Below are 11,215 nucleotides of genomic sequence, written 5' to 3' on the forward strand. Positions count from 1 at the left end.
CCAACGAATAGGAACCGGTGTCAACGCCGCTGAAATGACGTTGCAGCGCATGGGTCTTGAGCATGGGCGCGACGAACACCTCCGGCACGACAAATGCGCCGAGGCCTTGAATCGCCGCCTGGATTGCCAGTACCGTATTATCGGGCCGGCAAGCCGCGCAATTCCGCCACCTCGCGCCGCAAGAACACGTCGGCTGGCGACGAGGGATCGATGGCGCCGTCCGTCCGAACATGAACCTGGATTTGCGGGTGGCGCTCCCTGAACGCCGATAACTGCGGGATAAGCCAGTGCACGGCGAGGGTCACACTGGTGTCGACCAGGATGGCGGCCTGGCGCGGCGCGCGGCCGCCGGCATTGAGCACCTGCTGAATCGCCGCCATTTTCCCGCCGATGCTTTCCTCCAGTTTTCGCCCTGCCGGGGTCAATGTCGCCGGGCCGCCAACAGCGATCGATGGCGTACTGGGACTGGCAATCGGCGCGGCGCTGATGGCGGGGCTTTGCTCGGCCGGCGCGCTACTACAGACCAGCAATCCAAAATCGCTGTTCTTCTTCCTGTCCGTGCTGCCGTAGCTCGCCCAGAACACTGCCCATGCGGCGCAACAGCCGATGCGGCTGATAGCGGCGGTCACAAGCTATTGCACCGTGCTCATTCTGATCCACGGACTGTACGCCTTGCTGGCCGCCAAGGCAAGAACGTGGTTGAGCCAGCCCGGCACCGCCCGCCTGCTGTCGCGCCTGGGCGCGCTCATGTTCCTTGCGTTCGACCTCACGCTGCTGACGCTCCAGTTTTAATCGCAAGACGCGCAGCACAAAATATCAAAACCGAGACGCCGCCTTGCCGCATCATTCCTGCGTTGCCAATCAACCGGGAAACCAACATGAAAATCGATCATCAACCAACTTGGGAAACCTACACCTTGGCCTGGAAGGCGGAGAGCATCGACGACAAGCGCGCCCTGATCGGCGCCAGCCTGGCGCGTGATTGCGCTTATCAGGACCCGCTGGCCAACGTCAGCGGCTGGGACGAACTGCTGGCCTACATGGCGGATTTCCACCAGCAAGTGCCCGGCGGCCATTTTGTCACACGCCGTTTCCGCTACCACAACGGGCACAGTGTCGCGCAGTGGGATATGCTGGACGCGCAAGGCAAGGTCATCGGCGACGGCGTCAGCGTGGGCCACTACAATGACGCCGGCCGGCTCGTGAATGTGACGGGCTTCTTCGATACCTGAAACCGCAACGGAGCGCCAGTGAACTACCTGAAGCAGATCCAGCTAGGCATCGACTTCATCGAAACCTATCTGGAGGAAGACGTTCCATTGGCGAGCGTGGCGCGCGAGGCAGGTTTAAGCCAGTGGCACTACCAGCGCATTTTCAAGGCCCTGACCAGGGAAACGCTCAAGGACTATATCCGCGCGCGCCGCCTCGCCAACGCCGTCGAAAAATTGCTGGAAACGCGCTTGGGCATACTCGATATCGCCGTCCTGGCCGGCTACCAGAGCCATGAAGCGTTCACACGGGCATTCAAGGAACGCTACGCGCAGACGCCCAGTGAATTCCGCCGGCGCGGACGACGCAATCTCATCGTGCGCAAGCTGAAGATGGACGAGGACTATCTGCGCCACCTGCATCAAAACATGGCGCCGGCGCCGGAGCTGGTCAGGCGGCCGGCGATGCTGCTGGTGGGCATGCATACGCGCTTTTACGGCAGCGATTCGGACAAGAACAATTTGGGTCAGCAGCTGCCCCGTCTGTGGGAAAGCTTCATCGCGCGGCTAGGCGAGGTGGAGCATACCGTGCGGGACTGCTGCTATGGCGTGGTGTTGCCAGTGTCGGGCGACTCCGACGAACTGGAGTACTACGCCGCCATCGAAGTGCGGGAGGCGGACTCGCTGCCTGCCGGCATGCAGCGGATAGCGATCCCGGCTGCGCAGTATGCGACCTTCCTGCACTGCGGCCTGGGCAAGCTGGTCGACCGTACTGTCGATTTCATTTATTCGAACTGGCTCTGCCAATCCGACTACCGCCATAGCGGCGGCCCCGACCTGGAAATCTACGACGCCAGCTTCGATCCCCTGTCCGAGCGCTCGCAGATGCGCTACGCCATTCCAATCGGTTGACGCCGCACTTGCCACCGATCCGCGATCCGATTCTGAACCGTGCCGCCCAGACTATATTCTTGCGCTTTCACAATTCAAAATAATTCCATGACCTCGCCGAGCGAGGCGCCGCAGCCCATTTGAGCCATATCGTTTATACCGATCGCAGGCGTGTCAGCAGCAGCTCGGCCAGCGCGCTGGCGCCGGCGTTTTCGCGGCGCGGCGCGCGGTGCAGGGCGATCTCGAACGACGGCAAGGGCGGCAGGCCGTCGGCCTCGGTCAGGAGGTCCAGGCCCTGGCCCTGGAATCCCGCCTTGCCCACGGTGACGGCCAGCCCCGCCCCGACCGCGCCGTCGATGGCGCCCAGGCTCTGCGACATGTAGGCGAGGCGCCAGCGCCGCCCGGCCTGGTCCAGCGCCGCCAGCGACGCCGCGCGGAACTGGCAACCGGCCGGATGCAAGGCCAGCGGCAGCACGGCCTGCGCATGGCAGCCATGCTGGCGCGACCCCAGCCATACCGCGCGCTCGCTGCGCACCAGCTCGCCGCGCGCCGCGCCGGCCGGGTGCATCGCCAGCACCAGGTCGAATTCATCGCCCAGGCGATCGAGCAAGGCGCGGCTAAAACCGGTCTCGACTTCCACCGCCACCGTCGGATGGGCCGCCATGAACTGCGCCAGAATGGCCGGCAAGGCATGCACGGCGTAGTCCTCGATGGCCCCTACCCTGACCAGTCCGGTAAAGCTTTCGTCGCGCATGCGGGCCAGTGTTTCATCGTTGAGCGAGACCAGGCGCCGGGCGTGGCTGTGCAGCAGCTCGCCGCGCCGGTTCAGCGTCACGTTGCGGGAGTTGCGCTCGAACAGCGCGCCGCCGGCGATGTCCTCCAGGCGCTTGATCTGCATGCTGACCGCCGACTGCGTCAGGTTCAGCCGGCGCGCAGCGGCCGTGAAACTTCCCCCTTCGGCTATGGCGAGGAAGGCGCGCAGCAGCGCGATGTCGATATCGTTTTCCATGTCGCCATCCCATCAAGATAATTGATTGATTCTATCAAAATCATTCGCTTTCCTTATTCTTTGCCGCTGCCTATCATTCTTGCAACACCTCAAACAAGGAGCAGGAAAATGATCGTCGTCGTCTTCAGATCGCGTTTGAACCCGGAGCACCAGGCCGAGTACCAGCAATGGGCTGCCCGGATGAGCATGCTGGCCAAGGACATCCCCGGCCATGTTTCGCACAAGGGCTTTACCGCCCAGGATGGCGAGCGCGTCACCATCGTCGAATTTGAAACCGAGCAGGCGATGCGCACCTGGGCGACGCACCCCGAGCACGTGGCCGCCAAGAAGTTGGGGCGCGGCAGCTTTTTTTCCGAGTACAGCGTCAAGATTTGCCAGTTGCAGCGCGAAAGCACGTTTCCGTAGGTAGGCTTTGACTTGGATCAACGAAAAATTTGATGGCGCTCATTACACTCGATTCAAGTTATATTCCTTACATCCTCGTCAACGCACACCAAGGCCACGATGCTGCCCGCCTACATCTCGCACCCGGACTGCCTGAAACACGCCATGGGCGAGCATCATCCCGAATGTCCGGAGCGCATCGGCGCGGTCAGCGACATGCTGCTGATCAAGGGCCTGCTCGACTTCATGCAACCCTGCGAGGCGCCGCTGGCCACCGAAAAGCAGCTGGCGCAGGCGCACTCCAGCCTGTACATCCGCAGCATCGCCGCGCAGTCGCCGAAGCAAGGCACGGTGCAGGTGGACCCGGACACCAGCATGAACCCGCACACCTACCGGGCCGCGCTGCGCGCCGCCGGCGCGGCCGTGCTGGCCACCGACCTGGTGCTGACCGAGGGCGCCGGCACCGCCTTCTGCAACGTGCGCCCACCCGGCCACCACGCCGAGTACGCGGCGGCCGGCGGCTTCTGCTTCTTCAACAATGTCGCGGTCGGCATCCGCCACGCGCTCACTGTGCACGGGCTGGAGCGGGTGGCGCTGGTCGATTTCGACGTCCACCACGGCAACGGCAGCGAGGACATCCTGCGCGACGACGAGCGCGTGCTGATGTGCTCCATCTTCGAGGACAAGCTGTACCCGTTCTGCGGCAACACGCCGCGCGGCGCCAACATGGTCAACGTGGCGCTGCCGGCCCGCTCCGGCGGCGAACCGATGCGCCAGGCCGTGAGCGAGCAATGGCTGCCGGCGCTGGAGCGCTTCCGGCCGCAGCTGATCTTCATTTCGGCCGGCTTCGACGGCCACCGCGACGACGACATGGGCAACCTCGGCCTGGTCGAGGCGGATTATGCGTGGATCGCCAAACAGATCGTCGCGGTCGCCGCGCGCCACAGCCAGGGCCGCATCGTCTCCTGCCTGGAAGGCGGCTATGAGCTGTCGTCGCTGGCGCGCAGCGCCGCCGCCCATGTCAAGGTCCTGCTGGGCATGGACGACTAAGCCCTCACGAAAGCATCCATGGAAACCCACTACCTGACGCCGCTGTTCTCCCCCAAGTCCATCGTGGTGTTCGCCGGCAAGCCCGACCAGCCCGACAGCCAGACCTGCTACGGCCGCGGCATCCGCGCCCAGCTGGAGCAAGGCGGCTACACCGGGCCGGTGACCTATCTCGACGTCGGCATGAGCGGCACCCTGGCCGACCTGGCCCACTCGCGCGCCGACCTGGCCGTGATCGCCCTGCCCAACGATGAACTGAGCTTCGCGCTGGAAGTGGCCGGCCGCATCCAGTGCCGCGCCGCGCTGATCCTGTCGACCGGCGTCGACGGCGCGCAGGCCCACGAGCTGCACGGCATCGCCCGCAAGCACGGCATCCACCTGCTGGGGCCGAACTGCCTGGGCTACCAGCGGCCGCGCCTGCACCTCAACGCCAGCGTCGCCGGCCAGCTGGCCGAGCCGGGCAGCCTGGCGCTGATCTCGCAGTCGGGCGCGCTGACCGCCGCCATCCTCGACTGGGGCAGCCAGAACGCGGTGGGCTTTTCCACCGTGGTCTCGCTGGGCGCCAACACCGCGGTCGACCTGGCGCAGACGCTGGACTTCCTGGCCACCGATCCGGCCACGCAAAGCATCGTCATCTACATGGAGGGCGTGACCGACGCCCGCCGTTTCCTGTCGGCGCTGCGCGGCGCCGCCAACACCAAGCCGGTGGTGGTGCTCAAGGCCGGCAAGGTGGCGGCCGCCTCGCAGGCGGCGCTGACCCACTCCGGCGCCATCGTCGCCAGCGACGAGGTGTTCGACGCCGCGCTGCGCCGCACCGGCGCGGTGCGGGTGAAAACCTTCGTGCAGCTGTTCTCGGCCGCCAAATGCCTGGCCTCGCGCTACCGCCCGGTCGGGCCGCGGCTGGCCGTGGTCACCAACGGCGGCGGCCCCGGCGTGCTGGCGGCCGACTGGATCGCCGAGCTGGGCCTGCAACTGGCGACCTTGTCCGAGGCCGGCGCGCAGGCGCTGGCGCCGTCGCTGCCGCCGCACGCCACCTTGGCCAACCTGCTCGACCTGACCGAGGAAGCCGACGCCGCCGCCTTCGGCGCGGCGGTCCAGGCCTGCGGCCACGACAGCCAGGTGGACGGCATCCTGGTGATCTATTCGCCCAAGCTGGGCGGCGATCCGGCCGCGGTGGCGCAGGCGGTCGGCGCCCTCAACGCCGGCCTCGGCAAGCCGCTCCTGACCTGCTGGATGGGCGACCGCCAGGTGGCCGAGGCGCGCCAGCTGCTCAACGCCGCCGGCGTGGCCACCTTCCGCACGCCGGAGGCGGCGGTCGACGGCTTTTCCAACATCGCCTCGTTCTACCAGAACCAGCAGCTGCTGCACCAGACCCCGCCGCCGCTGTCGCAACTGGCCCAGCCGGACCTGGACGGCGCCCGCCTGCTGATCGAGGGCGTGCTGGCCGAGCGCCGCAAGGTGCTCACCGAGATGGAGTCGAAGGCGCTGTTGGCGGCCTTCCACATCCCGATCACGCAAACGATATTGGCGCGCAGCGCCGGCGAGGCGATGCTGATCGCCAGCCAGCTGGGCTACCCGGTGGCGCTGAAGATCGATTCGCCCGACATCGCCCACAAGTCCGACGTGCAGGGCGTGGTGCTCAACCTGCTCAACGCCGCCGCCGTGCGCGACGCCTACGGCGACATGATGGCCACCGTGCGGCGCCTGCTGCCGGAGGCGCGCATCAACGGCGTCACGGTGCAGAAGATGGCCGGCAAGCGCAACGGCCGCGAGCTGTACATCGGCGTGGTCACCGACCAGCTGTTCGGGCCGGCGATCACCTTCGGCGCGGGCGGCACGATGATCGAGCTGATCAACGACCGCGCGGTCGAGCTGCCGCCGCTCAACCTGTTCCTGGCGCAGCGCCTGATCGGCCGGGTGCGCTCGGCCGACATGCTGGGCGAATGGCGCGGCGCGCCGCCGGCGCAGCGCGAGGCGGTCGAGCAGATGCTGCTGCGGGTGTCGGAGATGGTGTGCGCGCTGCCGCAGCTGCGCGAGATGGACATCAACCCGCTGATCGTCGACGAGCACGGCGCGCTGGCGGTCGACGCCCGCATCGTGATCGACGCCGCGCCGGCGTCGGCGCACGACTACGGCCATCTGGCGATCCTGCCCTACCCGTCCAGCTACACACAGGAATGGCCGATGCGCGGCGGCGGCCAGTACACGCTGCGCCCGGTGCAGCCGGACGACGCCTCGATGCTGCAGGAGCTGGTGCGCGGGCTGTCGGAGAAGTCGCGCTACTACCGCTTCGCCTCCTCGCTGCGCGAGCTGTCGGTGCCGATGCTGGCGCGCTACACGCTGATCGACTACGACCGCGAGATGGCGCTGGTGGCGGTGCTGACCCAGCGCGCGCCGGGCCCGGACGGCGACTTTGTCGAGACCGACAGCATCATCGGCGTGTCGCGCTACATCGCCAACCCCGACCTCAGCAGCTGCGAATTCTCGCTGCTGGTGGACGACCGCTACAGCGGCCAGGGCCTGGGCACGCGGCTGATGCTGGGCATCATGGACGTGGCGCGCGACAAGGGCCTGAGCGAGATCGACGGCCTGGTGCTGTGCAAGAACAGCGGCATGCTCAAGCTGATGGCCAGCCTGGGTTTCCAGATCCGTCCCTACGAGGACGATCCGGACTTCCGGCTGTGCAGCAAGACGCTGTGAGCCCATCCGGGAAATTTTGATCTAGGACAAGGAAATCCGGCGGCGGCCGGCCTAGACTGTGCAGCTTTTGCCCAACCGCCATGCTCCAAGCTCCCGAACTCCTCCTTCCCGCCGGCTCGCTGGCCAAGATGCACGCCGCCTTCGACTTCGGCGCCGACGCCGTCTACGCCGGCCAGCCGCGCTACAGCCTGCGCGTGCGCAACAACGATTTCTCGACCTTGCAAGCCTTGCAGGAAGGCATAGACGGCGCCCACGCGCGCGGCAAGCAGTTCTTCGTGGCGTCCAACATCTTCGCCCACAACGCCAAGCTCAAGACCTATCTGCACGACATGGAGCCGGTGATCGCGATGCAGCCCGACGCGCTGATCATGGCCGATCCCGGCCTGATCATGATGGTGCGCGACAAGTGGCCGGAGGTGCCGGTGCACCTGTCGGTGCAGGCCAACGCGGTCAACTGGGCCGACGTCAAGTTCTGGCACCGCATGGGCCTGACGCGGGTGATCCTGTCGCGCGAACTGTCGCTCGACGAGATCGAGGAAATCCGCCAGCGCTGCCCGGAGATGGAGCTGGAAGTGTTCGTGCACGGCGCGCTGTGCATCGCCTACTCGGGCCGCTGCCTGCTGTCGGGCTACTTCAACCACCGCGATCCCAACCAGGGCACTTGCACCAATTCCTGCCGCTGGGACTACAAGGTGCAGCCGGCCTTTGAGGACGCCAGCGGCGACCTCGGGCCGACGCAGATCATCCCGCTGCGGTTCCAGCAGGCGCTGGAGGACGCCAACCGGCCGTGGTCGTCGCTGCACCAGCAGCCGCGCCACCCGCTGGCCGACCAGCCCTACCTGATCGAGGAAGCCGAACGGCCGGGCCAGCTGATGCCCATCCTGGAGGACGAGCACGGCACCTACATCATGAATTCCAAGGACTTGCGCGCGGTCGAGCACATCGAGCGGCTGGTCAAGATCGGCGTCACCTCGCTCAAGGTCGAGGGCCGCACCAAGTCGCTGTACTACGCGGCGCGCACGGCCCAGGTCTACCGCCAGGCGATCGACGACGCGGTGGCCGGACGGCCGTTCGACATCGGCCTGCTGGGCCAGCTGCAAGGGCTGGCCAACCGCGGCTACACCGACGGCTTCTACCAGCGCCACCACACCCAGGCGCACCAGAACTATATGCGCGGCGCCTCGGAGGCCGAGCGCAGCCAGTACGTCGGCGACGTGCTGGGCGTGCAGGACGGCTGGGCGCGGGTCGAGGTCAAGAACCGCTTCGCGGTCGGCGACCGGATCGAGGTGATCCATCCCGGCGGCAACCGCGACCTCACGCTGACGCGCCTGCGCGCCGACGATGGCGCCGACATTGCGGTGGCGCCGGGCAGCGGCCACTTCGTGCATATCGAACTCGACCCGGCGCTGGACCGCGCGCTGCTGGCGCGCTACCTGTAGCCGCGCCCGGCCCTCGGCTAGTTCGCCATCACGTACGGCCAGCCGTCGCTGGTGAAGCCAAGCGGGTTGATGCCCAGCGTCGGCCGGCCGTTGTTGTTGCCGTCGTAGTAGTGGTAGACGAAGGTTGGCCGGTTGCTGTGGCCGGCGTCGGTGAACACGCTGCCGCCGCCGGGTCCGATGATGTTGCCGTGGGTGCTGAGCAGTATCGTGCCGCCGCCGGCGGTCAGCGCGACACCGCCGCGGTCCACATACGGCCCGGTCACGCTGGTCGAGCGGCCGACGATGGTGCGGTAAGGCGAAGTGCTGCTGCAGCAGGCGTTGATCGGCGCGAAATAATAGTAGTAGCCGTTGTAGTAGTAGATGAACGGCCCTTCCTCGGCCGACGTCGGCGAGCCGCGCCGCGCGATCGTGTAGACCGTGGTGTTGGTGGTCGACTTCAGGCCGGTGGCGGGATTGAGCTGCATCAGGTGGGTGCCGTCGGTCCACGAGCCCCAGGCCATCCACCAGTTGCCGCTGGCGTCGGTGAACGGCGCCGGATCGATCGCGTTGTCGGTGGTCGTGGTGAAGCCGGACGGCGGCGTGCTGCTGCTGGTCCAGGATTTGGTGACGAAGCCGCGGTCGGTCCACGGTCCCTGCGGCGCGCTGCTGGTGGCGACGCCGATCACCGCCTCGGCGCCCGAACTGGGCAGGTAGGGAATCGAGTAGTACTGGTAATAGGTGCCGTTCACCAGCAGCAGGCTGGGCGCCCAGATGTCGGTGTTGGCGCCGCTGTTCCATCCCTTCGGCGTTTGCAGGCCGCTCCAGGAACTGAAGTCCGGCCCGATCGGCGGGCAGTTCGGCGCATAGCCGCCCATCTGGGTGGTGGTGCAGTTGGTGTACGGCGTGAAGGTGTTGAGGTCGGTCGAGGTGGCCAGCGTCTGGTGGCTGCCGTACAGCCAGTACTTGCCGCCGGCGTCACGCAACATGTAGGGGTCGTGGACGAAGCTGCCGTCGCCGCTGACGGTGCGCGGCGCCGGGTAGGGGCTGACTTTGGTATTGACCAGCTGCCATTCCTGGCAGGTGCAGCCGGTCAACGCCCATTGGTCGATGGTGGCGGTGTTCAGGTTGCTGGCCTGGTACACCTCCAGGTACTTGCCGCTGTTGACGTTCTGGATCAGGAAGTTGCCGCTGGCCGCCTGGGTGACGATCCACAGGTGATCGCTGGTGCCGTTGTCGGCCCACTGGACGATTTGCGCGCCGTCGGCGGTGCCGGCGTTGGCCACGCCCAGCACCTGGTGGGTCAGCATGTTCTCGATGTTGTACTGGCCATTCCCCATCGGCATGAAGTGCCACAGATGGTCGGCGGTGCCGTTGTCGGCCCACTGGACCACCTTGGAACCGGCGGCCTGGCTGGCGCCGTCGATACCCAGGACCAGGCCGCTGTTGACGTTCTTGATCTGGTATTGCACGCTGGTGTTCATGGTGATGGCGGCGTGCGCGGACAAGGGGGAACAGGCCAGGCTGAGCAGCATGGCCAGGCAAGACAGTAGACGCTTCATGGTTGTCTCCGTTGCGATTGAGGGGCAATTCTCGTTATGTTTTCATCGCATGCTACGGGGCGAATGAAAATCCCTCCAATCACATTTTTACCGCCGCCGATACGCGCTTCGGTATCGGCCTGGCGTCCGCGCCCAAACAAAAGCCCGCAAGCCGGCACTCGGCTTACGGGCTTGGACGGCGTGGGCCGGCGACAGCGTCGTGCTCAGGCCGCGGCGCGGGCCCTGCGGCGTGCCACCCAGCCTACCAGGCCCAGACCGCCGAGCAGCATGGCGTAGGTTTGCGGTTCCGGCACGGCGTTGACTTCCACCTTATCGATGAAGGCGGTGGCGTCGTAGTTGGTCTGGCCGGCGAAACTCAAGATGGTGGCGCCGGTCGCGCTGAAGGTCAGCGACTTGGTCGTCCAGCCGGCGCCGTAGTTGACCGATTCCACGCTCATCACGTTGCCGCCGACGACGACCTGATAGGTCTCGGTCGGGCCGCCATAATTGCCGCGGCCGGCGTCCATCCAGGATAGCTTGTAAGTGCCGGGGGCCAGGTTCAACGTCTGCTGGATAAAGCTGGTGCCCTGGATGCCGATCAGCACATTGCCGTCCGGCGTGTTCGGATTGCCCCAGGGGCCGCTGTTGGTCAGCATCAGCGGGAAGCCGCCGGTCCAGCCGTTGACGCTGCCGCAATCGTAAGGACCGCCCAGGTAGCAGTAGGAGCCCATCGGCAGGGCAAAGCCGGGGTCTTCAAAACTGCCGTTGACCACCAGGTTGGCGGCCTGCGCGGCGCCGCCCATGCTCAATGCGGCCGAAGCCGCTATCAACGCGGCGAGAATCTTCTTGTTCATAGCTGGTGCTCCTTGCGAAGTGGGACAAAAACCGGATGAGGCCAAGAGATTCAAGTAGATCATATTTGATGCATTTCGTACATTAAAATTATCAAAATACAATTAAAATTACAATGCAGTAAATGTTCCGCTGCATTCGCGCCACACAAAAAGCCGGCCCCGGACA

The 11,215-nt window shown here is 66.0% G+C and carries 11 protein-coding genes; 7 read left to right on the plus strand and 4 right to left on the minus strand.

Going from position 1 to position 11,215, the window contains the following annotated elements:
• Positions 1 to 137: 137 nt before the first annotated feature.
• On the minus strand, positions 138 to 629 hold the full coding sequence (locus KVP70_RS10980) for a LysR family transcriptional regulator (protein ID WP_217942208.1): 492 nt from the start codon (positions 627 to 629) through the stop codon (positions 138 to 140).
• A gap of 13 nt (positions 630 to 642) precedes the next feature.
• Between KVP70_RS10980 and KVP70_RS10985 the strand changes: the two genes are divergently transcribed.
• The 3 genes from KVP70_RS10985 (at position 643) to KVP70_RS10995 (ending at position 2,120) form a co-directional block, all read left to right on the plus strand.
• Positions 643 to 792: a hypothetical protein gene (locus tag KVP70_RS10985; protein ID WP_217942580.1), complete on the plus strand. Its 150-nt coding sequence runs from the start codon at positions 643 to 645 to the stop codon at positions 790 to 792.
• Between the two features lie 86 nt (positions 793 to 878).
• Positions 879 to 1,232 carry a nuclear transport factor 2 family protein gene (locus KVP70_RS10990; RefSeq protein ID WP_229224743.1) on the plus strand — a complete coding sequence of 118 codons (354 nt, stop codon included), beginning with the start codon at positions 879 to 881 and terminating at the stop codon, positions 1,230 to 1,232.
• An 18-nt stretch (positions 1,233 to 1,250) separates the two neighbouring features.
• The gene (locus KVP70_RS10995; protein ID WP_217942209.1) at positions 1,251 to 2,120 is read left to right on the plus strand and encodes a helix-turn-helix domain-containing protein; all 870 of its coding nucleotides are present in this window, start codon (positions 1,251 to 1,253) and stop codon (positions 2,118 to 2,120) included.
• A gap of 133 nt (positions 2,121 to 2,253) precedes the next feature.
• On the opposite strand, the gene KVP70_RS11000 is transcribed toward KVP70_RS10995, so the two are convergent.
• Positions 2,254 to 3,108, minus strand: a complete 855-nt coding sequence (locus KVP70_RS11000; protein WP_217942210.1) for a LysR family transcriptional regulator — start codon at positions 3,106 to 3,108, stop codon at positions 2,254 to 2,256.
• Between the two features lie 108 nt (positions 3,109 to 3,216).
• On the opposite strand from KVP70_RS11000, the gene KVP70_RS11005 reads away from it, so the two are divergent.
• The 4 genes from KVP70_RS11005 to trhP all read left to right on the plus strand — a co-directional run bounded on the left by KVP70_RS11005 (position 3,217) and on the right by trhP (position 8,678).
• Positions 3,217 to 3,513 carry an antibiotic biosynthesis monooxygenase family protein gene (locus tag KVP70_RS11005; RefSeq protein WP_217942211.1) on the plus strand — a complete coding sequence of 99 codons (297 nt, stop codon included), beginning with the start codon at positions 3,217 to 3,219 and terminating at the stop codon, positions 3,511 to 3,513.
• 99 nt (positions 3,514 to 3,612) lie between these two features.
• Complete coding sequence (locus KVP70_RS11010) at positions 3,613 to 4,542, plus strand: histone deacetylase family protein (RefSeq protein WP_217942212.1); 930 nt, start codon at positions 3,613 to 3,615, stop codon at positions 4,540 to 4,542.
• 18 nt (positions 4,543 to 4,560) lie between these two features.
• On the plus strand, positions 4,561 to 7,239 hold the full coding sequence (locus KVP70_RS11015; RefSeq protein WP_217942213.1) for a bifunctional acetate--CoA ligase family protein/GNAT family N-acetyltransferase: 2,679 nt from the start codon (positions 4,561 to 4,563) through the stop codon (positions 7,237 to 7,239).
• Positions 7,240 to 7,319: 80 nt separating this feature from the next.
• Positions 7,320 to 8,678: a prephenate-dependent tRNA uridine(34) hydroxylase TrhP gene (gene trhP, locus KVP70_RS11020; protein ID WP_217942214.1), complete on the plus strand. Its 1,359-nt coding sequence runs from the start codon at positions 7,320 to 7,322 to the stop codon at positions 8,676 to 8,678.
• A 17-nt stretch (positions 8,679 to 8,695) separates the two neighbouring features.
• On the opposite strand, the gene KVP70_RS11025 is transcribed toward trhP, so the two are convergent.
• Positions 8,696 to 10,216, minus strand: a complete 1,521-nt coding sequence (locus tag KVP70_RS11025; protein WP_217942215.1) for a family 43 glycosylhydrolase — start codon at positions 10,214 to 10,216, stop codon at positions 8,696 to 8,698.
• Positions 10,217 to 10,419: 203 nt separating this feature from the next.
• Positions 10,420 to 11,049 carry an FxDxF family PEP-CTERM protein gene (locus KVP70_RS11030; RefSeq protein ID WP_229224744.1) on the minus strand — a complete coding sequence of 210 codons (630 nt, stop codon included), beginning with the start codon at positions 11,047 to 11,049 and terminating at the stop codon, positions 10,420 to 10,422.
• Positions 11,050 to 11,215 lie beyond the last annotated feature (166 nt).

Origin of the sequence: Duganella violaceipulchra, assembly GCF_019166075.1 — a bacterium.
Classification (GTDB): Bacteria; Pseudomonadota; Gammaproteobacteria; order Burkholderiales; family Burkholderiaceae_D; genus Rugamonas; species Rugamonas violaceipulchra.

What these genes read in the sequence shown, in the direction of transcription:
- KVP70_RS11025 (WP_217942215.1), bottom strand. Translation starts at nt 10,216, where the DNA reads ATGAAGCGTCTACTGTCTTGCCTGGCCATGCTGCTCAGCCTGGCCTGT.
- KVP70_RS11030 (WP_229224744.1), bottom strand. Translation starts at nt 11,049, where the DNA reads ATGAACAAGAAGATTCTCGCCGCGTTGATAGCGGCTTCGGCCGCATTG.
- KVP70_RS11000 (WP_217942210.1), bottom strand. Translation starts at nt 3,108, where the DNA reads ATGGAAAACGATATCGACATCGCGCTGCTGCGCGCCTTCCTCGCCATA.
- trhP (WP_217942214.1), top strand. Translation starts at nt 7,320, where the DNA reads ATGCTCCAAGCTCCCGAACTCCTCCTTCCCGCCGGCTCGCTGGCCAAG.
- KVP70_RS11015 (WP_217942213.1), top strand. Translation starts at nt 4,561, where the DNA reads ATGGAAACCCACTACCTGACGCCGCTGTTCTCCCCCAAGTCCATCGTG.
- KVP70_RS11010 (WP_217942212.1), top strand. Translation starts at nt 3,613, where the DNA reads ATGCTGCCCGCCTACATCTCGCACCCGGACTGCCTGAAACACGCCATG.
- KVP70_RS10990 (WP_229224743.1), top strand. Translation starts at nt 879, where the DNA reads ATGAAAATCGATCATCAACCAACTTGGGAAACCTACACCTTGGCCTGG.
- KVP70_RS11005 (WP_217942211.1), top strand. Translation starts at nt 3,217, where the DNA reads ATGATCGTCGTCGTCTTCAGATCGCGTTTGAACCCGGAGCACCAGGCC.